The 20,488-nt window shown below is 74.5% G+C and carries 19 protein-coding genes and 2 pseudogenes; 8 read left to right on the forward strand and 13 right to left on the reverse strand.

What is annotated here, in order from left to right:
* Positions 1 to 5: 5 nt before the first annotated feature.
* From paaE to paaA, 5 genes are read right to left on the reverse strand one after another with little or no spacing between them, the layout of a single operon-like run.
* The gene (gene paaE / locus ACFU74_RS03355; RefSeq protein WP_380750993.1) at positions 6 to 1,151 is read right to left on the reverse strand and encodes a 1,2-phenylacetyl-CoA epoxidase subunit PaaE; all 1,146 of its coding nucleotides are present in this window, start codon (positions 1,149 to 1,151) and stop codon (positions 6 to 8) included.
* A complete protein-coding gene (gene paaD / locus ACFU74_RS03360; RefSeq protein WP_380750996.1) occupies positions 1,152 to 1,745 on the reverse strand; it encodes a 1,2-phenylacetyl-CoA epoxidase subunit PaaD in 594 nt (197 codons plus the stop codon).
* Positions 1,746 to 1,750: 5 nt separating this feature from the next.
* A complete protein-coding gene (paaC, locus tag ACFU74_RS03365; RefSeq protein ID WP_380750999.1) occupies positions 1,751 to 2,722 on the reverse strand; it encodes a 1,2-phenylacetyl-CoA epoxidase subunit PaaC in 972 nt (323 codons plus the stop codon).
* A gap of 17 nt (positions 2,723 to 2,739) precedes the next feature.
* Positions 2,740 to 3,033 carry a 1,2-phenylacetyl-CoA epoxidase subunit PaaB gene (gene paaB / locus ACFU74_RS03370; RefSeq protein WP_344330439.1) on the reverse strand — a complete coding sequence of 98 codons (294 nt, stop codon included), beginning with the start codon at positions 3,031 to 3,033 and terminating at the stop codon, positions 2,740 to 2,742.
* On the reverse strand, positions 3,030 to 4,031 hold the full coding sequence (gene paaA / locus ACFU74_RS03375; RefSeq protein ID WP_380751002.1) for a 1,2-phenylacetyl-CoA epoxidase subunit PaaA: 1,002 nt from the start codon (positions 4,029 to 4,031) through the stop codon (positions 3,030 to 3,032). The genes paaB and paaA overlap by 4 nt, the downstream gene beginning before the upstream one ends.
* 223 nt (positions 4,032 to 4,254) lie before the next feature.
* Here paaA and ACFU74_RS03380 point away from each other — a divergent pair, with 223 nt between their 5' ends.
* A complete protein-coding gene (locus tag ACFU74_RS03380) occupies positions 4,255 to 5,196 on the forward strand; it encodes an aminoglycoside phosphotransferase family protein (RefSeq protein ID WP_380751005.1) in 942 nt (313 codons plus the stop codon).
* Between the two features lie 22 nt (positions 5,197 to 5,218).
* Here ACFU74_RS03380 and ACFU74_RS03385 read toward each other — a convergent pair whose 3' ends face one another.
* From ACFU74_RS03385 to def, 3 genes and pseudogenes are all read right to left on the reverse strand, one after another.
* Positions 5,219 to 5,356, reverse strand: a complete 138-nt coding sequence (locus ACFU74_RS03385; RefSeq protein WP_380751008.1) for a hypothetical protein — start codon at positions 5,354 to 5,356, stop codon at positions 5,219 to 5,221.
* Positions 5,353 to 7,401 (reverse strand): LamG-like jellyroll fold domain-containing protein, encoded by a 2,049-nt coding sequence (locus ACFU74_RS03390; protein ID WP_380751011.1) that lies wholly within the window; start codon positions 7,399 to 7,401, stop codon positions 5,353 to 5,355. The genes ACFU74_RS03385 and ACFU74_RS03390 overlap by 4 nt, the downstream gene beginning before the upstream one ends.
* Positions 7,402 to 7,601: 200 nt before the next feature.
* A pseudogene (gene def, locus ACFU74_RS03395) lies at positions 7,602 to 8,301 on the reverse strand (peptide deformylase).
* 287 nt (positions 8,302 to 8,588) lie between these two features.
* Between def and ACFU74_RS03400 the strand changes: the two are divergent.
* Positions 8,589 to 9,143: a winged helix-turn-helix domain-containing protein gene (locus tag ACFU74_RS03400; protein WP_380751093.1), complete on the forward strand. Its 555-nt coding sequence runs from the start codon at positions 8,589 to 8,591 to the stop codon at positions 9,141 to 9,143.
* Positions 9,144 to 9,310: 167 nt separating this feature from the next.
* Here ACFU74_RS03400 and ACFU74_RS03405 read toward each other — a convergent pair whose 3' ends face one another.
* The 3 genes from ACFU74_RS03405 to ACFU74_RS03415 all read right to left on the reverse strand — a co-directional run bounded on the left by ACFU74_RS03405 (position 9,311) and on the right by ACFU74_RS03415 (position 13,745).
* Entirely contained in the window at positions 9,311 to 10,828 is a 1,518-nt protein-coding gene (locus ACFU74_RS03405; RefSeq protein ID WP_380751014.1) for a M20 family metallopeptidase, read from the reverse strand.
* 644 nt (positions 10,829 to 11,472) lie between these two features.
* On the reverse strand, positions 11,473 to 12,132 hold the full coding sequence (locus ACFU74_RS03410; protein ID WP_380751017.1) for a response regulator: 660 nt from the start codon (positions 12,130 to 12,132) through the stop codon (positions 11,473 to 11,475).
* Positions 12,129 to 13,745 (reverse strand): sensor histidine kinase, encoded by a 1,617-nt coding sequence (locus ACFU74_RS03415; protein ID WP_380751020.1) that lies wholly within the window; start codon positions 13,743 to 13,745, stop codon positions 12,129 to 12,131. Before ACFU74_RS03415 ends, ACFU74_RS03410 begins: the two co-directional genes overlap by 4 nt.
* Before the next feature lie 160 nt (positions 13,746 to 13,905).
* Between ACFU74_RS03415 and ACFU74_RS03420 the strand changes: the two genes are divergently transcribed.
* The 5 genes and pseudogenes from ACFU74_RS03420 (at position 13,906) to ACFU74_RS03440 (ending at position 17,182) form a co-directional block, all read left to right on the forward strand.
* Positions 13,906 to 14,739 (forward strand): class I SAM-dependent methyltransferase, encoded by an 834-nt coding sequence (locus ACFU74_RS03420; protein ID WP_380751023.1) that lies wholly within the window; start codon positions 13,906 to 13,908, stop codon positions 14,737 to 14,739.
* Between the two features lie 51 nt (positions 14,740 to 14,790).
* Positions 14,791 to 15,093, forward strand: a complete 303-nt coding sequence (locus tag ACFU74_RS03425) for a GNAT family N-acetyltransferase (RefSeq protein WP_380751026.1) — start codon at positions 14,791 to 14,793, stop codon at positions 15,091 to 15,093.
* Between the two features lie 166 nt (positions 15,094 to 15,259).
* Positions 15,260 to 15,376: pseudogene (locus tag ACFU74_RS03430) on the forward strand (aldo/keto reductase); the annotation flags it as partial.
* A 143-nt stretch (positions 15,377 to 15,519) separates the two neighbouring features.
* Complete coding sequence (locus ACFU74_RS03435; protein WP_380751028.1) at positions 15,520 to 16,110, forward strand: TetR family transcriptional regulator; 591 nt, start codon at positions 15,520 to 15,522, stop codon at positions 16,108 to 16,110.
* A 148-nt stretch (positions 16,111 to 16,258) separates the two neighbouring features.
* Positions 16,259 to 17,182, forward strand: a complete 924-nt coding sequence (locus ACFU74_RS03440) for an ADP-ribosylglycohydrolase family protein (protein ID WP_380751031.1) — start codon at positions 16,259 to 16,261, stop codon at positions 17,180 to 17,182.
* A 9-nt stretch (positions 17,183 to 17,191) separates the two neighbouring features.
* On the opposite strand, the gene ACFU74_RS03445 is transcribed toward ACFU74_RS03440, so the two are convergent.
* Positions 17,192 to 17,458, reverse strand: coding sequence for a GlsB/YeaQ/YmgE family stress response membrane protein (locus ACFU74_RS03445; RefSeq protein ID WP_380751034.1), 267 nt, complete (start codon positions 17,456 to 17,458; stop codon positions 17,192 to 17,194).
* A gap of 783 nt (positions 17,459 to 18,241) precedes the next feature.
* On the opposite strand from ACFU74_RS03445, the gene bla reads away from it, so the two are divergent.
* Positions 18,242 to 19,162: a class A beta-lactamase gene (gene bla, locus ACFU74_RS03450; protein ID WP_380751037.1), complete on the forward strand. Its 921-nt coding sequence runs from the start codon at positions 18,242 to 18,244 to the stop codon at positions 19,160 to 19,162.
* 247 nt (positions 19,163 to 19,409) lie between these two features.
* On the opposite strand, the gene ACFU74_RS03455 is transcribed toward bla, so the two are convergent.
* Positions 19,410 to 20,435 (reverse strand): TIGR03842 family LLM class F420-dependent oxidoreductase, encoded by a 1,026-nt coding sequence (locus ACFU74_RS03455; protein WP_380751040.1) that lies wholly within the window; start codon positions 20,433 to 20,435, stop codon positions 19,410 to 19,412.
* Positions 20,436 to 20,488: the final 53 nt, after the last annotated feature.

Raw genomic sequence — 20,488 nt, forward strand, 5'->3', positions numbered from 1 at the left:
ACCGCTCAGCGGTCGTAGTCGACCGTGACCTTCTCCGTCACCGGGCGGGCCTGGCAGGTGAGGACGTAGCCGGCCGCCAGCTCCTTCTCCTCCAGGGCGAAGTTGCGCCGCATCTCCACCTCGCCCTCCGTGACCAGGGCCCGGCAGGTGCCGCAGACCCCGCCCTTGCAGGCGAACGGCAGGTCGGGGCGGGAGCGCTGCGCGCCGTCCAGGATGGAGCGGTCGCACGGCAGCGACAGGGTGCTGCCGCGCCCGTCCAGGACGACGGTGACCTCGCTGCGCGCCGCGCCGTCGGCATCGCCCGCGCCGCCCGGGGTGTCGTCGGCGCGCTCGGCGACCGGCTCGTCCTCGGCGTGGAACAGCTCCTGGTGCACCCGCTCCGCCGGGACGCCCAGCCCCGCCAGCAGTTCCTTCGCCCCGGCGACCATGCCGAACGGCCCGCAGAGCCACCAGTGGCCGACCGTCGCCGTGTCCACCAGCGCCGCCAGCAGCGCCGCGACCCGCTCCGGGTCCAGCCGGCCGCTGAGCAGTTCGGCGTCCCTGGTCTCCCGGGAGAGCACGTGGACCAGCTGGAAGCGGCCCAGGTAGCGGTCCTTGAGGTCGGCCAGCTCGTCGGCGAACATCACGGTGTCGCTGCGCCGGTTGCCGTAGAGCAGGGTCACCGTGGAGGTGCGGTCGGCGGCCAGCACGGAGGCCGCGATCGACACCATCGGCGTGATCCCGGAGCCGGCCGCCAGCAGCACGTGGTCGGCGGGCCCGGCGAGGTCGGGGGTGAACAGGCCGGTCGGCGTCAGCACCTCCACCTCCTCCCCCGGCCGGGCGTCGCGCACCAGCCAGCGGGAGAACAGCCCGCCCGGCACCTCGCGCACGGCGATGCGCAGCGGCCCGCCGACGGGGGCGCAGATCGAGTACGAGCGGCGCTCGTCGACGCCGTCCACCACCCGGCGCAGCGTCAGCGTCTGCCCCGGCCGGAAGGCGAACGCGTCCGCGAGCCCGTCCGGCACGGCGAAGGTCACCGCGACGGCGTCCTCGCAGAGCCGCTCCAGCCCGGCGATCCGCAGCACGTGGAAGGCCGGCCGGCGCGCGGGGCGCACGGCGGGCGGGACCGCGGAGGGGACGGCGGACGGGAGGGCGGAGGGGACGGCGGCCATTCAGATCTCCTTGACGCGTTCGAAGGGCTCGCGGCAGTCCCGGCAGCGCCACAGCGCCTTGCAGGCGGTGGAGCCGAAGCGGGACAGCTCCTCGGTGTCGGTGCCGCCGCAGCGCGGGCAGCCGACGGGCGCGACGGCGGCGTCCGCACTCCCTGCGCCGCCCTCGGAATCCGGGGCATCCCCGCCACCCGCGGCGTCCGCGAGCCGGGTCGGGCCGAGGCTGAGCGGCGTGCTCCCGCCCCGCCGCGCCCCGGTGGCGGCGCCGGGCCGGGGCGGGGCGATGCCTGCCTCGGCGAGCTTCCGCCGGCCCTCGGCGGTGATCAGGTCGGTCGACCAGGGCGGGTCCAGCCGCAGCCGGACCCGGACGTCCGCGAACCCGGCCGCGCGCAGCCGCCGGTCCACGTCGGCGGCCATCTCGGCGACGGCGGGGCAGCCCGAGTACGTGGGGGTGAGCCACGCGGTCACCGTGCCGCCGTCCTCCGTGACCTCGGCCAGCACGCCCAGGTCGGCGAGGGTGAGCACGGGCAGCTCCGGGTCCGGCACGGCCGCCGCCACCGCCCAGGCCGCCCCGCCCGGCGCGCGTGCCCCGGCCACGGCCGTCACCACGTCGCGCCCGGGTGCGCGCGGGCCAGCACCTGGAGCTCGGCGAGCAGCGGGCCGAGCGCCTCGGTGTGCACCCCGTCCCGCCCGGCCCGGCCGCCGACGGCCGCCAGCCCCGGCGCGTCCGGCACCGTCAGCCCGGCCTCCGCGCACACCGCCGCCACCGAGCGCAGCACCGGCTCGCGCAGCGGCCCGGGGTCCGCACCGGCCCGCAGCTCCACCGGGTGCGCGGTGAACAGCTCCTCCAGCAGCGGCCACACCGCGTCCAGCCCGGCCTGCATCCGCGCGGCCGAGTACGGCGTGCCGTCGCCGAGGCGCAGCGTCCACGCCGTCGCGTACTCGCGGTGGTAGGCCAGCTCCTTCGCCCCGCGCGCGGCGACCGCCGCCAGCACCGGGTCGGCGTGCCCGGCCAGCGCCTCGTAGAGCGCGCCGCGGGCCGTGGCGAACAGCAGCAGGCGGGCGACCGAGTACGCGAAGTCCCCGTTCGGCGCCTCGACCAGGCGGACGTTGCGGAACTCGTGCTCCTCGCGCCAGTACGCCAGATCGTCCTCGGTGCGCCCGGAGCCGTCCGCCTGGCCGGCCCGGGTGAGCAGCTGGCGGGCCTGGCCGAGCAGGTCGAGGCCAAGGTTGGCGAGCGCGACCTCCTCCTCCAGCTCCGGCGCCCGGGTGCACCACTCGATCAGCCGCTGGGCGAGGACGAGCGCGTCGTCGCCCAGCATCAGGCAGTAGGCGGCGAGGTCGGCGCCGTCCAGGCCGGGCGGCACGGCGGTGTCCACGCCGAGCAGCGGGTCGGCGAAGCCCGTCCCGTACGCCCAGCGGCCCTCGCCCTCGGGCCCGGGGGACGCCTCGGCGAGGCTCAGGTACACGTGGTCGCCGGTCGCGTGGTCGCCGCTCGGGCGGTCACCGGTCGCGTGGTCGCCGGTCAGGTGGTCACCGGTCGCGTGGTCGCCGGTCAGGTGGTCGTCGGTCATGGTTCGGCTGCTCCCGGTCAGATGTGCGGGACATCCTCGGGGATGTCGTAGAAGGTCGGATGGCGGTAGACCTTGTCGCCGCTGGGAGCGAAGAAGGGGTCGCGTTCGTCCGGGGTGGAGGCGGTGATCGCGTCGGAGCGGACCACCCAGAGGCTGACGCCCTCGTTGCGGCGGGTGTAGAGGTCGCGGGCGGCGAGCAGGGCCATCCGGTCGTCGGAGGCGTGCAGCGAGCCGACGTGCACGTGGTTCAGGCCGCGCCGGGGGCGCACGAACACCTCGTAGAGCGGCCAGCCGGCCTTGGACTCGGTCACTTTCCGTTCTCCTGTTCCGCGCTCAGTGCCGCTTCGGTGCCTGCGCCGCTCCCGGCGCGGCGCTTCGCCGCGTACGCCGTGGCCGCCTCGCGCACCCACGCGCCGTCCTCGTGCGCGGCCCGCCGCCGTTCCATCCGCTGGGCGTTGCACGGGCCCTGGCCGTGGATGACCCGGTTCAGCTCCGACCAGTCCGGTTCGCCGAAGTCCCAGCCGCCGCGCTCCTCGTTCCAGCGCAGCTCCGGGTCGGGGAGCGTGACGCCGAGGTGCTCGGCCTGCGGGACGGTCATGTCGACGAAGCGCTGCCGCAGCTCGTCGTTGGTGTGCCGCTTGATCCGCCAGGCCATCGACCGGGCGGTGTTCGGCGACGCGGCGTCCGAGGGGCCGAACATCATCAGCGACGGCCACCACCAGCGGTCCACCGCGTCCTGGACCATCCGGCGCTGGGCGTCGGTGCCGCGCATCAGCGTCATCAGCAGCTCGAAGCCCTGGCGCTGGTGGAACGACTCCTCCTTGCAGATCCGGACCATGGCGCGGGCGTACGGGCCGTAGCTGCAACGGCAGAGCGGGACCTGGTTGCAGATCGCCGCGCCGTCCACCAGCCAGCCGATCACTCCGACGTCGGCGAAGGTCAGCGTCGGGTAGTTGAAGATCGACGAGTACTTCTGGCGGCCGGTGATCAGCTTCTCGGTGAGCTCGGCGCGGTCCACGCCGAGCGTCTCGGCGGCGGCGTAGAGGTAGAGGCCGTGGCCGGCCTCGTCCTGGGCCTTGGCGAGCAGGATCGCCTTGCGGCGCAGGGAGGGGGCGCGGGTGAGCCAGTTGCCCTCGGGCTGCATGCCGATGATCTCGGAGTGCGCGTGCTGGGCGATCTGGCGGACGAGGGTGGCCCGGTAGGCGTCGGGCATCCAGTCGCGGGGCTCGATCCGCTGCTCCGCGGCGATGACGGCCTCGAACGCCTCCTCGGGCGACGCCCCGGGCCGCTCGGCCACCTCTACTGTCACCACGGTCCCCTTTCGCCGGCTCTGTCCCCGCCACCCGGTTCCGGAAGGCCCGGGCGCCCGCCCGGAACTACCGACCAACCGTTCGGTCGGGTCCATTGTGCGCGCACGGGGGGCGGCTGACAAGGGAGCACCGCCGGTGGCGGGCGGCCCGGGGCGCGGGCGCCCGCCGGCCGGGGGCGGAAAACCGGTTGGCCCGCGCCCGGCCTGCGGCCAGACTCCCGGCATGACACTGCACACGGACGAGATCCCGGCCGACGAGAACCTGGTCCGCTCGCTGCTCAGGGCGCAGCGGCCGGAGTGGGCCGGCCTCGCCCTGGCACCGGCGGGCGCGGGCACGGACAACACCATGTACCGGCTCGGCGACGAACTGCTCGTCCGGCTGCCCCGCACCCCGGACGCCGCCCGGTCCGTGCGGAAGGAGCAGCAGTGGCTGCCGCGCCTGGCCCCGCTGCTCGGCCGCGCCGTCCCCGCACCCGTCCACGCCGGTGCGCCCGGCGCCGCCTTCCCGCTCGCCTGGTCGGTCTACCGCTGGATCGACGGCGCGGAGGCCGGCCCGTCGAGCGTCCGGGACTGGGCCGGCCTCGGCGCGGACCTCGCGGCGTTCGTGCGGGAGCTGCACGGCCTCGACCTGATGGGCGCGCGGAGGGCGGACGACCTCAGCTGGTACCGGGGCGGCTCGCTGCGGGACTGCGACGAGTGGGTCACCCGCTGCCTCGCGGACTGCCGCGCGCTGGCGGGAACCGGCGCGGAGCTCCCCGACGGGGGCGGGGCACTGGACGTCGACACGCTGGAGCGGCTGTGGCGGGCCGGGCTCGCGCTGCCGGAGCCGTCCGCGCCGCACGTCTGGCTGCACGGCGACCTCAAACCCACCAACCTCCTCGTCCGAGACGGCGGGCTGCACGCGGTCATCGACTTCGGCTGCCTGTCGGTCGGCCGTCCGGACGCCGAGCACTCGACCGTCTGGGACCTTCCGGCGGCGGCTCGCCGGGCGTACTGGGAGGCGCTGGACCTCGACGGGCCGACGTGGATCCGTGCCCGCGCGTGGGCGATCGCGGTCGGTGCCGCCGGGATCCCGTACTACTGGCACAGCTATCCGGCGTTCGTCGCCGAGTGCCTGGCCCGCCTGCGGGCGGTCCTCGCGGACGCCGCTGGGCCCTCGGTGTAGGGGGACCGGCGGCGTCCGCGCATCAGGTCGTCGCGCCGTCGGCGGGCGTCGCGCGGCCGTCGGGCGTCGCGCCGTCGGCGGGCGTCGCGCCGTCGGCGGGCGTCGCGCCGTCGGCGGGCGTCACGCCGTCGGCGGGCGTCACGTACTCATGACACGTCACGCGGTCATGAACTCCCGCGCCCGCAGGGCCCGCCGCACGATCCGGACGTCGCCGACGTACCCGTGGAACACCTTGTCCAGCACCCCCGCGTACGCGTAGCCGCCCAGCATCCACGGGCGTCCCAGCGTGGTCAGCCCCACGGCCGGGGTGGCCGGGTTGCGGGCCACCTCGCAGCCGTCGACGTACATCCGGCTGAGCTTCCCGTCGTTGACGACCGCGACGTGCCACCACCGGTCCAGGGGCAGCTGGTGCCCCCAGCAGGTCGACGCGCCGGTCTGGTTGAGCGGGTAGACGCACCACTGCAGGGCGGGCGCCTCGGAGAGGCTGAGCGTCACGACGGGCTCGTCCGCGTCCGTCCCCGGACCGCTCCTGCCCGCCTCGCCCGCCGTCCCCCACCGGCTGAGCAGCGCCGACCAGCGGCTCCGCCCGGAGTCCCAGTCGGCGGGCAGCCTGCAGAAGGCCTCGACGGTGAACCCGCGCTCGAAGGTCTCCCGGTTCAGCGGCGCGGTGGGCCCGGTCTCCAGGTAGGTGCCGCGCACCGGCGAGCGGGTGCCCTTGAACAGCAGGCTGCCGTGGCCCGGCTGGTCCGGGTGGTGGTCGGCGGACCAGGTGAGCGCGCCGTCGGGGGTGCCCGGGGCGCTCCGGACGTACAGGTCGTTGCCCTGCCCCGCCAGGTCCTTGACGACCTGCTGCGCGGTGACCGCCGTACCGTCGCCGGCGCCGCCGTCGAAGCGCCAGTACGCCACGGTGTCCCGCACCAGCAGGCCGGCGGGACGGCGGGACGGGCGCTGCGGTACGGGCGCGAAGCCCGCGAAGCGCCGGTCGAAGTCGATCGCGAGCGAGAAGCGGTCGACGTCCGAGGTCAGCTCGACCTGCTGCGCCGCCAGGGTGTTGCGCTCCTCGGCCGCGATCTCCTGGATCCACGGCGAGAAGGTCGACACGTCGACGGTGTTCCGGTCGAGGTCGAAGCGGTACGCCCGGATCATCGCGGCGCCGCCGTAGTAGCGGTCCTGGTAGTTGGTGATGTGGACGTGGACGTCGTGGCCGGCCTTGTTCTTCAGCACGGTCCGGCCAGGCGGCCAGTAGTGCCCGTTGACGGTGAGGAAGACCTGGTCGTTGCCGCTGATGAGCCGCTCCCAGAGCTTCCTGCCGTAGTCGGACAGCTCGGCCTGGCCGCCGTCGTCGGCGTGCGCCAGGTCGTGGGTGGTCAGGATCACCGGGACCTTCGGGTTGGCGGCGATCACCGCGTTGGCCCAGGCGAAGCCCGCGTCCGAGAGCCGCCAGTCCAGCGAGAGCACCATCCACGGGCGGCCGCCCGCCGTGAAGACGTGGCAGGTGTTGTAGCCGTCCGGGCTGGAGGAGTGGTAGCCGGAGGTGCGGGCGGCCCGTTCCTTGCTGAACGTCTCCAGGTACGGGGTGCTGCCGCGCCGGTCGTCGGTCGAGGAGCGGACGTCGTGGTTGCCGGCGAGCACGCCGTAGGCGGCGCCGGCGTCGTCCAGCAGGCCGAACACCTTGCTGACGGCGGCGTACTCGGCGGCCAGCCCGTTCTCGGTGACGTCGCCGAGGTGGGCCAGGAAGACGATGTTGTCGTCCGTGCCGTCCTCCCGGTTGACCCCGCCGTCGAGCACGTAGCGGATCGAGGCCTCGACCGGCGCCGGGTGGATCCGGTCCTGGTCGAACAGGTACTGGGTGTCCGGCATGACGACGACGGTGAACCGCCGGGCGTCCGGGTCCGGCTGCCAGCGGCCCTTGCCGTTCCCCTTGCCCTTCTGTTCCTTCCCCGAGGCCTTCCGCGCCTGTCCGGGTGCCGCGCCGGGCCCGTCGGACGGCTCGGGGCCGCCGTACGGCGCGGGGCCGGCCGCCTGTGCGGGGGCCGCGCCGAGCACGCCGAGACCCGCCGCGCCGACCCCGGCTCCGAGGAGGCCCGCCCCGCGCAGGAACCGGCGCCGGCCGGCGGCGGCCGGTCCGTCCCCGTCGAGGTCGGCGGTCCGCGGGCACTCGCACTCGCTGCTGGCCGCGTGCCCGGACTCGTGGATGTCGTGCATGTTCGCTCCCGGAGGTGGTGTGGGCCCTGACGGTAGGTACCGGGTCTGGTCGTAGATCATCTACGGGGCCACACGCCGCTGAACAGCGGCCGAACCCGCCGCGCGGGGTCGGCGGGGGGGGTGGGTTCGGCGCCCGGGAGCTCGGCGCAGGGAGCGCGGGTTCGGCGCCGAGAGCGCCGGTTCGGTCGCGAGGCGCCCGCTCAGCGCAGGGCGGCCAGCTCCTCGGCGCGGGCCGCCCGCTCGGCGAACACCTCCGCCTGGCGCTCCTGCATGCGGCGCAGCGCGGTGCGCCGGTCCCGGGAGGCGAGGCGGTCGATGTAGAGGCCGCCGCCGAGGTGGTCGGTCTCGTGCTGGAGGCAGCGCGCGAAGTAGCCGGTGCCCTCGATGACCAGCGGCCGGCCGTCGAGGTCCCGGCCGCGGACGACCGCCGTGTCCGGGCGGGCCAGCTCCAGGTACGGTCCGGGGACGGAGAGACAGCCCTCGGCTGCCTCGACGAGCCGGCGCGCGCCGGCCGGCAGTTCGTCGAGCACCGGGTTGAGGATGTGGCCCACGTGGCGGATGCCGTCCTCGTCGACGCAGTCCCAGACGAAGGCCTGGAGGTCGACGCCGATCTGGTTGGCCGCCAGCCCGACGCCCTGGGCGACCCACATGGCGGCGAACATGTCGTCGATCAGCCGCGCCGGCCCGGGGGGTGCCGAACTCCTCCTCGGACACGTCGCGGCAGCGGCGGTGCAGGACGTCCTCCCCGACGACGGTGATCCGTCGCACCTCGCCCCGCAGCGCCTCCGGCGGCACCGCCGGGTACCCGCTGACCACCGCGCCCTGCACCCGCACCTGCCCCCGGACCCGCGCCGTCCCCACCGTCAGCGCCGTCCGCTCCACCGACTCGCGTCGTGCCATGACCTGTCTCCCCTCCGCGTCTCGGCCTCGGCCGCGCGGCAGCCCCGTCCCGTGCCGCCGGCACCCGGCCAAACTCTCCCATACTTTGCAAAGTCCGAACTTTGCAAAGTATGGAGTGGAGGGTGTCGACGATCTCTCACACCACTGCCAGGAACAGCGTTTCTCCAGCTCATGTGCTGTTCTGTCGCTTGCCGACGGATCCGCACTTGCCAAAACACTTTGCAAAGTTTCATCTTTGCAAAGTGACTACCCCCCATAACCACCCCGCCGAACCGACCGCTCCCCCGATGGCGCCCACCCGGCCGCTGGCGCACCACGCGGTCCGCGCCGCGCTGCTCGACCTGATCGCCGAGTGGGGCAGCATCACCTCGAACCAGGCCGCGCAGATGATCCGCCAGAGTTCGGGAACGTGTTCCTTCCACCTTCGCCAGCTGGCCCGCTACGGGCTGATCGAGGAGGCTCCCACCGGGGACGGCCGTTCACGGCCGTGGCGGTTGCGCTGGGAGGGCTCGCTCATGCCGCCCGGAACGGCCGAGGAGCCGGCCCGCCGGGCTGCCGGACACGACCTGGCCCCCGAACTGGCGAGCGATCTGGAGGACGGCAGCTACCGGCACTGGCTCGCCAACCGGTCCGCCGCGCCCGACGAGTGGCAGCGGGACCACACCTCCAGTGACGTCCTGCACCTCACCGCCGACGAACTCGCCGACCTCGGCGCTGCCGTCCGCGCCCTGCTCGCGCCCTACCGGCAGCGCGAGCCGCGCGCGGGAACCCGCCCCGTGGCGGCGGTCACCCGGCTCTTCCCGCTGCTCGCCGAGGACCGACCGGAGCCGGGCACGCACTGACCGGCGCGACGGCCGGGCGGACGGGCCGTCGGGTGGCGGGCGGACGTGCCGCCGGCCATCGGGTGGCGGGTGCGCGTGGCGGGCGCGGGCGGTGGGTGCGGGCGGCGGGCGGAGAGTGGTCGGCGGATCCCGGAATCCGCCGACCACCGTCACGGCCGGCTACCCGCTCAGCCCTCCGAGCGGTCGCGCAGCCTCGGCAGCGGGACGGCCAGGAGCGCCGCCAGCAGGGCGATGCGCGGCGCCAGCTGGTCGATCCTGATGTGCTCGTGCCGGGCGTGCGCACCCGCGCCGACGGCGCCGAAGCCGTCGAGCGTGGGCAGTCCGCGCGAGCCCGGCAGGTTGGTGTCGCCGGCGCCGCCCGCCGGACCGCCGTCCAGCTGCTGCCCGAGCGCTGCCGCGAGCGAGCGGACGTGACGCAGCAACGGGTTGGCGGAACGTTCCGGCCAGGCCGGACGGCTGGACAGCACCTCGGTGCGCACCCGCGCGCCGGGGCGGAGCGCGGTCAGCCGGGCGAGGTTGTCGAGGGTGCGGCGTTGCGCCTCGGTGGTGGAGAAGCGCAGGCCGAGTTCGGCCTCGGCCCGGCCGGCGATCACGTTGGCGCGGCTGCCGCCGCTGATCCGGCCCGCGTTGAGCTCGGTGCCGGGCAGGCTGGCCAGCCCACGGACGGCGACCAGCTGGTCCACGAGTTCGTCGACCGCCGACACCCCGTCGGCGGCGTCGTTGCCCGCGTGCGCCTCGCGTCCGGTGACGGTGAGCCGCACCCTGGTGGAGCCGCGGCGCGCCGTCTTGAGCCGGCCGTCCGGGTGCGGCGGTTCGAGGCCCAGCACGGCGGCGGCACCGCGCAGTTGGCGCTCCACGAGGCGCCGCCCGTCCGGGCTGCCGACCTCCTCGTCGGAGACCACGACCAGGCGCACGGTGCGGTGCGGGCGTTGGCCGAGGTCGGCGAGGAGGGCGAACGCGCCTTCGAGGACGGCGAGTCCGCCCTTCATGTCGACCACGCCGGGCCCGCTGAGAGCGCCGTCGCTCTCGGTGACCGGCCAGTCGGTGAGGGTGCCGACGGGCCAGACGGTGTCGTGGTGTCCGACCACGAGCAGGTGCGGCAGGCTCTCGTCGCGGCCGTCCCACTGGAGGACCAGGTGGTCGCCGGCCGGGCCGGGTTCGCGCTGGACGGTGGCTCCGGTGGCGCGGAATCCGGCGGCCAACTCCTCGGCGAGGGCGTCGAGTCGGGGCGCGTCGCCACTGGGGGACTCGATCCTGGCAAGGTCCGCGCAACGCTTCCGGACGGCTCCGGCGAGGGTGCGGGCACGAGTGGTGAGGGCCTGGGGCAGACCGGGGAGCGCGGCGGTGGGGCCGGGTTGGCCCTCGCTGTCGGTGACGGCCGGAGTGTGGGGGGCCGCCGCGGTGGGTGGTGCGGCGACGGGCGTGGGGGTGGCCGGGGCGAGGACGGTTCGGGCGGTTCCGGTGCCGGTCGTGCCGGGCGTGGCCGCACCGGGTGCGGCGACGGCGGTCCTGGTCGGTTCGGCGGGGGTGACAGTGGCGGTCGCGGCGGCGGCGACAACGGTGGTGACGGCTGCGGTGGCGGCATCGGCGGGGGTGGTGCCGGTGGTACCGGTTCCGGTCGTGGGGGCGACGGCGGCCGTGGGGCCCGCCGGCTCGGTGGACGGGCGGACGGCCTGAGGACTCAACGCTCGCCTCCGCGGCCGCCGCCGGTATAGAGCGGCCGGGCGGGTCGGCCGGACCGGCTCGCCGGGCGGACGGGCCCGGCGGCATCGGCGGGACAGCGGAGCGGGCCCTCCGGTCCAAGTGCGCTGGAACGGCTGGGCGGCATGTGTGGCATGTGCGTCCTCCTCGCTCGATCCGGTGGCCCCGATCGTCCCGGGGCCTCCGTGGACGGCGGCTTCCCTTGCGGCAGGCGCGGAACAGCGCACCGCTGCAGGGAAGCCGAGATGTGAGCCTAGAAGAACCGTTCGGTTTCCTGCGAGGTGGCCCTGCTCCCAGCGTGCCGGGGCCGGGATCCTCCCCGGCGCGCGGCCGCGGGACGCGGTCGGCGCACGGCGTGCGGATCTGGCCCGGCGCGCGGGCACGGTCGCCGGACCGCGCCCACTTCCACCATGGACCCGGGGCGGTGGTTCGGCAGCGCGGAACGCCAAGGCGCGCGTTTTCCAAGCCAGATGGGTGATGGCGGGTCGGTGGCGAGTACCGCGTGGCGCTGACCGGACCTGGTCCCAGCGGGACGATTCGCCATGAACGGCACGAGCCGCATGAACGGCGTGAATACGGAACGGTCGGGACGGACTGGTCTCCAGCGGTCATGCCGGGCGACGGTCGGTCAGCCGTGGTCGTCGACCACGCCCGCGTCCCGGGCGAGCAGCGCCGCCTGGACACGGTTGCCGACTCCCAGCCCGGTGAGGATCCGGCTGACGTGTGCCTTGACGGTGCTCTCGCGCATACCGAGCACGAGCGCGATCTCGGCGTTGGAACGGCCGACGGCGAGTTCGCGCAGCACGTCGCTCTCACGCGGCGTGAGCGCGGACAGCCTGCCCCGGGCGGCGACCGAGCGCGGCTCCCCGGTGCGGTGGTAGCGGTCGATGAGTCTGCGGGCGGCGGCGGGGTGGAGCATCCCCTGCCCGCCGGCGACGATGTGGACGGCACGGGCGATCTCGGCGGGCGGGGTGTCCTTGAGCAGGAAGCCGTCGGCACCGGCGGCGAGTGCCCGGTAGACGTACTCGTCGAGGTCGAAGGTGGTGAGCGCGATGACGCGCGGGCCGTCGGGGAGCTCGCGCAGCCGGCGGGTCGCGGCGATGCCGTCGAGCCGGGGCATCCGGATGTCCATGAGGGCGACGTCGACGCGGTGCCGTCCGGCGAGTTCGACCGCCTCCAGGCCGTCGGCCGCCTCGGCGACGACTGTCAGCTCGGGATCCTGAGCGAGCAGGTCGACGAGCCCGAGCCGGACCAGTGCGTCGTCGTCGACGACCATCGTGCGGATCACGTCGCCTCGCTCGGTGGGTGCGGTCCCGGCGCGGCAGCCGGGGCCGGATCGGGCGGTCCGGGGCGGGGAGCCGTCGCCGGAGTCATCGCCGGAGTCGTCGTCGGAGATGTCGTCGTCGTCCGGCTGGGAGGTCGTGCGGGCGGACGGACCGGCGGACGGTGCGGGGCGGGAAGGCGGGCGGCCAGGCGGAAGCCGCCGTTGCCGTCGGGACCCGCGTCGAAGTGCCCGCCGAGCGCACCGACCCGCTCGCCGAGCCCGACCAGGCCGTAGCCACCGCCCGTGCAGGCACCGGACGGCGCCGGGTCGCCCGGGCCGTTGTGCACCTCGACGGTCGTCGCGGGCTCCCCGTACTGGACGCGGACGGCGACCTCCGCGGTGTGCGCGTACTTGCGCGCATTGGTCAGCGCCTCCTGGACGACACGGTGCACGGCCAGCCGGTGGGTAGTCGGCACGCTCTCCGGGTCTCCGGTGAGGACGAGTTCGACGTGCTGGCCCGCTTCGGTGGCCTCGCCGACGAGTTCGGCGAGGTCGCGCAGGGCGGGTGCGGCGACGGGTCCGGGGTCCGGGCTATGCCGGGAGAGCGGCGCGCGGTCGGGCGTCGGCGCGAGCCGGTCCGCCGGCTCGGTCCGGCCGAGTGCACCGAGCGGTCCTGGTGGGCCTGGTGGATCTGGTGGCGCGGCGGGTGCAGGGGATGGAAGGGGTGAAGGGGGTGGAACGGGTGGATCGGGAAGGTCCGACGGGTCGGCGCGGAGGGCACCGAGAACGTCCCGCAGGTCGTCGAGCGACCTGGCGGCCGTCGCCCGGAGCAGTTCGAGCCGGTGGGCGAGGCGCTCGGGGTCGTCGGCGACAGTGCCGGCCCGGGCCTGGTCGCGCAGCACGCCAGCGTGCAGCACGAGGAGGCTCAGCCGGTGCGCGAGGACGTCGTGCATCTCACGGGCGATGCGGGCGCGTTCGGCGGCGCGGGCCTGCTCGACGCGCAGCTCGCGTTCGCGGCGCAGCGCGTCGACCTTGGCATGCAGAGTGCGGATCAGCACGCGGCGGCCGCGCAACCACAGACCGAGGCAGACGGCGGCGCCCTCGACGAGGAGCTGGGAGCCGGTGATGCCCGCCCAGTCGAGAACGGAGTCGGCACGGACCACGCTGAGCCCGGCCATCACGGCCCCGGCGACGAGGGCCGGGGTCGTGCGGCCCGTCGAGGCCAGGTGGAAGACGCTGAACAGGCCGGGGAAGGCCCGGTTGAGCAGCCCGCAGACCACGACGGGCAGTACCGCGGCGGCGACCGGGTGGCGACGGGCGACGAGGAGGGAGAGTGAGGCAAGGGCGGCCCCGGCGATCCGCAGTGGGCGCAGGGGCTGGTCGTGGCCGAGCCACTGGAATACGGTCTCCTCGGCGAGGAGCACGAGGACGCTCGCGAGCAGGAGCGTCTCGACCGGCCGGTTCCGGCCAGGGGCGTACCAGCCGAGCAGTGCGCCGCGACCGGGCTGCGGTGCCTCCGGCGCTCGGTCCGGCCGGGTGGCGCGGGGTGGACGGGACGGGAGGCGTGGACGGACCAGGCGCGGCAGACGGGCCGAACGGGCCGGGCGGGGTGTGCGTGTCAGGTGGTCGCTGGTCAACTGGTCCTCCTTCCCTTCGCGCTTCAGGGTCCTGATGCTATGGCGCGTCGGCAGCCCCTGGCCCCTGACGATCGGCCAGTCGCACCCTCTACTTTCGTCGGGGGTGCGGGCTGTCGGTCGGCCGATCCGGGGAGGTCCGGGCGTCCCTAGCTTCGGTGTCATGACGACCGATCAGTTCAGCCCGAGTCCCGCTCCCGACCGACCGGACATCCTGCCCGTTCCCGACCGGCCCCGGCCTGGTGGCGGGGAGGGCTGGTTCTTCCTCTCCGAGGCACTGCGCACCTTCCGGCTGACGGGCGCGGTGGCGCCGAGCGGTGCCGGTCTGGTGAACGCGCTGGTGGTCCCGGCGACGAGCCGTCCGGACCGGCCGATCTCGGTACTGGAGGTGGGGGCCGGGACGGGGGCGGTGACGCGCCGCCTGGTGCGGGTGCTGCGGGCGGGCGACCGGCTGCACGCGGTGGAGTCCAATCCCCGGTTCGTCCAACGGCTGCTCGCGGATCCGGAGTTGGCGCGGCGTGCACCGGAGCTGCGGTTGCGGGTGTCGGAGTGCCGGGTGCAGGACCTCCCGGAGGCCCGCGCGTCGGAACCGGGCTGGGACGGCTGTGGGGCCGGGCCGATCGCCGAGCGTTACGACGTGATCGTCTCGGGCCTGCCGTTCACCAACTTCGAACCGGTGGAGGTCCGGCGCATCCTCGACCTCTATCTGCGACTGCTGGCGCCCGGCGGCGAGCTGACGTACTTCTCCTACCTGGGGACGTCGACGGCGCGGGTGCTCACGTCCGGACCTCGCCAGGGTGCGCAGCACCGGGCGGTGGTGCGGCTGCTGCGGCGGTTCGAGCGGGAGTACGGGCTGGGGAGCCGGACGGTGTGGCGAAACGTTCCTCCGGCGCGGGCGCACCTGCTGCGCGCACCGGACGGGCACCGGGCCGCTTCGGCCGGCGACGACAACGGCGGCGGCGCCCCGGCGGGCGGGGCGCGGGAACCCGCTCGATGATGGACCGGGGCCGCCGGCCGCGGCTCCGCGACGAGCAGTGAGGAGTCCGCGATGACGGTCACGATCCGTGACGCCGAGGGTGCCGGCCGGTTCGAGGCGTGGTTGGGCAACACCCTGGCCGGGTTCGCGGAGTACCTGCGCAGCGAGGAGCTGGTGGTGTACCCGCACACCGTGGTCGAGCCGGCGTACGAGGGGCAGGGCATCGGCGGGGCGCTGGCACGGGCGGCCCTGGACGATGCGCGGGAGCGGGGTCTGGCGGTGCTGGCGACGTGCCCGTTCATCAAGGCGTGGATGTCGCGGCACCCCGAGTACCTCGATCTGGCGTACGAGAACCGGAGCCGGGTGACCGACTGACCCGCCGGCGCGCCCCCGGGGTCCGACGGACGGCTGACAAATGACAGCTGACAGATTTCAGATAACAGATAACAGATTTTGAAATCTGTCAGCACCGAGTGCGCCCTGGCCCCATGCCCACCGCCTCCGCCTCGTCGAGTCCCTGCGCAAGGTCGCCGCCGAGCGGAACGTCACCCTCGCCGAGGCCGACCTCGCGGCCATCGAGGCGGCGGTCCCCGCCGGGTCCGCGGCCGGGGAACGGTACGCTGCCGCCCAGATGGCCCATCCCGACAGCGGGCGCTGAGCCGCGGCCCCGTCCGCGGCGGGCGCCCACCGCGGGCAGGGCCGTCCGCACCCGCACCACCCCGCCGACGGCCGCCACCCGGCCGGCCGCCCGTCCGCCGCACCCGGCGGGCGGACGCCTCACCCGTTAGGACGAACCTCCCCGTGGCCACGGACAGCGCACTCACCAGAGAACAGATCCTGAGCGCGACGGAGGGCGTCCTCAGACGGTTCGGCCCGACCAAGGCCACCGTCGTCGACGTCGCCCGCACCCTCGGCGTCAGCCACGGCAGCGTCTACCGCTTCTTCTCCAGCAAGGCGGCGCTGCGCGAGGCCGTCACCGAGCGCTGGCTCGCCCAGGCCCACGACGAGCTGCGCTTCATCGCCATCGAGCCCGGTCCGGCCGCCGAGCGCCTGCACCGGTGGCTGGCCACGCTGTTCGCCGCCAAGCGCAAGAAGGCCCTGGACGACCCGCAGCTCTTCGCGACCTACACGACGCTGGTCGGGGAGACCAGCAGCATCGTCGACGCCCACCTGGACGCGCTGACCGACCAGATCGCCCAGATCATCCAGGACGGCATCGAGAAGGGGGAGTTCCGGCACACCCCGATCGCCTCCACCGCCCGCGCGGTGTTCGAGGCGACCGCCCACTTCCACCACCCCGCCCACGCCTCCGGCTGGTCCGACCCGGCGGCCGGGGACCGGTTCGAAACCCTCTGGAAGCTCGTCCTGCGCGGCCTGGCGGCCGACACCTGACGGACTCCCCCGCCCCGGACCGGTTCACGCCCGGGCCGCCGACCGGCCCGGGGCGGTGAAAACCACTGGCCCGCCCCCGTGTCCGGCCAGCAGACTGGCGCGCGACGAACCCGTGCCCCGCCCCGCGGAACCCTGCCCGGAGAACGCCATGCGCACCACCAGTCCCGGCCCCATTCCCGGGTCCGCCCTCGACAGCCTGCACGGCCTCGCCCTCGGCGACGCGTTCGGCGACCGCTGGTTCGCCGTCCCCACCGACGAGGCCCCCACCGCGCTCGCGGCCCGGCTGCCCCGTCCCGCGCCCTGGCACTGGACGGACGACACCGCCATGGCGATCGTCCTGCTCCGCCACTTGCGCGCTCGCGGCGAGGTCCACCAGGACGCGCTGGCACGAGAGTTCGCCGCCGAGTACACGCGCGAGCACGGGCGCAAGTACGGCCCCTCGATGCACCGGGTGCTGCGCGAGATCCAGGCCGGCGCCGACTGGCGAACGGTCACGTCGGGCCAGTTCGGGGGCCAGGGCTCCTACGGGAACGGCGCGGCGATGCGGGTGGCGCCGCTCGGCGCCTGGTTCGCCGACGACCTCGACACCGTCGCCCGCCAGGCCGAACTCCAGGCCCGCACCACGCACTTCCACCCCGAGGCGGTCGCCGGGGCGGTCGCCGTCGCGCTCGCGGCCGCGCTCACCGCCCGCAGCCGGGGCCAGGACGCGCCCGCGCGGGCCGAGTTGCTCGACGAGGTCGCCGGCCGGCTGCCGGACAGCGACGTGCGCTCAGGCCTGCGGATCGCCGCCCGGCTGCCCGACGGCGCCTCCGTGCGGCACGCGGCGCACGTCCTCGGCTCCGGGTTCCAGATCTCCGCACCGGACACCGTCCCGTTCGCCCTGTGGTCCGCCGCCGGGCACTTGGACTCGCTGCCCGACGCCCTGTGGCACACCCTGGAGGGCTGGGGCGACATGGACACCACCACCGCGATCGCCGGCGGCACCGTCGCCGCCCGCACCGGCCTGACCGGCGCGCCCGCCTCCTGGCTGGCCGCCCGCGAAGCCCTCCCGCCCGACCTGCCGACCGCCTGACCCGGCTCCTCAGTCCCGGGAGTGGCCGAACACGATCCGGTACAGGACCAGCAGCACGAGCGCCCCGCCGATCGCGGACGCCCAGGTCGCCAGGTCGAAGAACTCGGCCGTCACCGGCCGGTGCAGGAACTTGGAGGAGATCCAGCCCCCGACGAACGACCCGGCGACACCGATCAGGGTGGTCACCACCAGACCACCCGGATCCCGGCCCGGCAGCAGCAACTTGGCCAGCGCCCCGGCCACCAGGCCCAACACGATCCATGCGACGAAGCTCATCCGCGTCCTCCCACCCGTAGCACCGTACGGCGGCCCCGTGCACGCCGTACCACCTGCGAGGACGCCACCCCACCACCCACCGGTTCCCGGCCGCGTGGTCGCCCGGCACGGCGCCGCCCTCCGGCCCCGACTACCCCGCAATGGCGCAGCCATACGCACCTGATCGCCACCGCCGCCTCACAGCGCGGCGCCGAAGTCGCCTCCCCACGGGGCCGGCAACTCCAGCACCCCGGCGGCGGGCCAATCGACCTCACCCGACCGACCTGTCTCGCCCGCCCTTTCACAACTCGCCTCGGCCGAGCCGTCATCGAGGCCACTCGGCATCCCGAGCATCGCTCTCACGGCTCTTCACCCACGAGGGTCCCGCACCGCGCCTCACCACCGTCCCCAGCGCCTCCAACCATGCCGAGAGGCCTCACCCCACACCGCTTACCTTTCCCCTGCCTGCCGCCAGTTCGGCGCCAACACGCAGTGGCCGACCTCCCCCCCCTGGCGCCCCACCACCACCCGACTCGACGCGCCCTCCAGGTCCGCCCACCTCGCCACCGCGCTCCCGAGGATGACAACCCCGCCAAGATCCTCACCCGCGACGCCCGACCCGCCCGGCAAGCAATGTGCCCGTTCCGGACAGACCGCCGGCTCCACAACAACAGGCCAGTCCCGCCGGGCCGTGTCCTGAACGCACCATTACCCACACCTTGCGCACTACGGTTCGGGCCAGACCAAGCGCGCGTGGCAAACAGAGACGGCCCCAGCAGCCGAAGACGACGGGAGTCACCACCAATGGAGCTGCGACCCGGCAGGCGACGACTTCTGAGCGGGGCTGCCGCGACTGCCCTGGCGATCGCGGTCCCGGCCGGTGGGCGAGCTCTTGCACGAGGCACGGGCACGGGCACGGGCACAAGTGGGGGCGAGGAGGGACTCGCCGATCGTCTGCGGGCGCTGGAGCAGGCCCATTCAGCGCGGTTGGGGGTCTTCGTCCACAACTCGGCCACCGGCAGGACGGTGGCGTACCGCGCGGGTGAGCTGTTCCCGATGTGCTCGACGTTCAAGACGATCGCCGTGGCCGCGGTGTTGAGGGACCTCGACCACGACGGCACGTTCCTCGCCAAGCGCATCCGCTACGCGTCAAGCGACGTCACGGAAGCGGGCTACGCACCGGTCACGGGCCTGCACGGGAACCTTGAAACTGGCATGACTGTCGGAGAGTTGTGCGCGGCGGCCATCGTGTTCAGCGACAACGCCGCCGTCGACCTCCTCCTGCGCGAGCTCGGCGGCCCCTCGGCCGTCACTCGCTTCTGCCGCTCCATCGGCGACCGGGTGACCCGCCTCGACCGCTGGGAGCCCGCGCTCAACTCCGCGGAACCGGACCGGATCACCGACACCACCACCCCGCAGGCCATCGCCCGCACCTACGCCTGCCTCACCACCGGGAACGCCCTCGACGCGCCCGACCGCCGACGGCTCACCACCTGGCTGCTGAACAACACGACCGGCGCCAACCGCCTGCGCGCCGGCCTGCCGAAGGACTGGACCGTCGCCGAGAAGACCGGTACGGGCGGCTACGGCACCACCAACGACGTCGGCATCGCCTGGCCGTCCGGCCGGGGACCCGTCACGATCGCGGTCCTGTCCACCAAGCACGACCCCGCCGCCCCGGCCGACGAACCGCTGCTCGCCGGGGCGGCCGCGCTGATCGTCTGATTCCTCCGACGGTCCTCGCCGGAGAGGCGGTACGGCCCCAGGTAGTAGGAGAGCGCCGCGTGCGACGGGCCGTCACAGACCTCGCCGCCGACCAGGAGTCCGATCACCTCGGCCTCGGACAGCCACTCCACCCGGGCTGCCTCCGAGGTGTCCTGCGGTTCGCCGATCCGGCTGCAGGCCGTCACGTGGTAGCTCCGGAAGTGGGCGTCGCTGATGCCCGCCATGGCGGCGGCCGGCAGGCCGTGGATCAGCGGGAGGTGCGCAGGGCGGGGATGACGGCGGTGCCGTAGGCGTCGATGGTGGGTTCGACGGCGTCGTGCATGGCGTAGATGGCGAACTGGTCGACGCCGAGGGTGCGGAGGTGGTCGAGGCGGGCCAGGTGGGTGGCGGTGGGGCCGATGAGGCAGAAGCGGTCGACGATCTCGTCGGGGACGAAGGCGGTGTCGGGGTTTCCGGCGCGGCCGTGGTGGCTGTAGTCGTAGCCCTGGCGGTCCTTGATGTAGGCGGTGAGCGCCTCGGGGACGAGGTCGGAGTGTTCGCCGTAGTGGCGGACGAGGTCGGCGACGTGGTTGCCGACCATGCCTCCGAACCAGCGGCACTGTTCGCGGGCGTGGGCGAGGGTGGCCGGGTCGTCGTCGGCGGTGACGTAGGCGGGGGCGGCGACGCAGATGGTGAGGGTGTCGGGGTCGCGGCCGGCTTCGGTGGCGGCGCGGCGGACGGCCTTGACCATGTACTCGGTGAGGAAGGGGTCGGCGAGTTGGAGGATGAAGCCGTCGGCCTGGCGGCCGGTCAGGGCGAGGGCCTTGGGGCCGTAGGCGCCCATCCAGACGGGCAGGGTGGCGCCCTCGCCGACCCAGGGCAGGTGCATCTCGGTGCCGTCGACCTCGGCGGTGCGGCCCTCGGCCAGTTCCTTGATGGCGTGCATGGCCTGCGAGAGGCGCTCCAGGGTGGCGGGTTTGCGGCCGGCGACGCGCATGGCGGAGTCGCCGCGGCCGATGCCGCAGACGGTGCGGTTGCCGTACATGTCGTTGAGGGTGGCGAACAGGGAGGCGGTGACCTCCCAGGTGCGGGTGGAGGGGTTGGTGACCATGGGGCCGACGGTGAGGGTGCTGGTCCCGGCGAGGATGCGGCTGTAGATGACGAAGGGCTCCTGCCACAGGACGCAGGAGTCGAAGGTCCAGCCGTGGCTGAAGCCGGCCCGTTCGGCACGGATCATGCGGTCGACGAGCAGGCGGGCGGGCGGGTCGGTCTGCAGGACGAGGCCGATGTCCATGGTGGCTCCGGAGGAGGAGGGGACGGAGAGGGGACGGAGAGGGGAGGGAGAGT

The organism is Kitasatospora sp. NPDC057500 (assembly GCF_042802195.1).
Classification (GTDB): domain Bacteria; phylum Actinomycetota; class Actinomycetes; order Streptomycetales; family Streptomycetaceae; genus Kitasatospora.

Coding starts and splice junctions, on each gene's coding strand:
- ACFU74_RS03400 (WP_380751093.1), top strand. CDS start 8,589: ATGGCGCCCACCCGGCCGCTGGCGCACCACGCGGTCCGCGCCGCGCTG.
- paaE (WP_380750993.1), bottom strand. CDS start 1,151: ATGGCCGCCGTCCCCTCCGCCCTCCCGTCCGCCGTCCCCTCCGCGGTC.
- ACFU74_RS03380 (WP_380751005.1), top strand. CDS start 4,255: ATGACACTGCACACGGACGAGATCCCGGCCGACGAGAACCTGGTCCGC.
- ACFU74_RS03390 (WP_380751011.1), bottom strand. CDS start 7,401: ATGCACGACATCCACGAGTCCGGGCACGCGGCCAGCAGCGAGTGCGAG.
- paaC (WP_380750999.1), bottom strand. CDS start 2,722: ATGACCGACGACCACCTGACCGGCGACCACGCGACCGGTGACCACCTG.
- ACFU74_RS03425 (WP_380751026.1), top strand. CDS start 14,791: ATGACGGTCACGATCCGTGACGCCGAGGGTGCCGGCCGGTTCGAGGCG.
- ACFU74_RS03455 (WP_380751040.1), bottom strand. CDS start 20,435: ATGGACATCGGCCTCGTCCTGCAGACCGACCCGCCCGCCCGCCTGCTC.
- ACFU74_RS03420 (WP_380751023.1), top strand. CDS start 13,906: ATGACGACCGATCAGTTCAGCCCGAGTCCCGCTCCCGACCGACCGGAC.
- ACFU74_RS03445 (WP_380751034.1), bottom strand. CDS start 17,458: ATGAGCTTCGTCGCATGGATCGTGTTGGGCCTGGTGGCCGGGGCGCTG.
- ACFU74_RS03440 (WP_380751031.1), top strand. CDS start 16,259: ATGCGCACCACCAGTCCCGGCCCCATTCCCGGGTCCGCCCTCGACAGC.
- bla (WP_380751037.1), top strand. CDS start 18,242: ATGGAGCTGCGACCCGGCAGGCGACGACTTCTGAGCGGGGCTGCCGCG.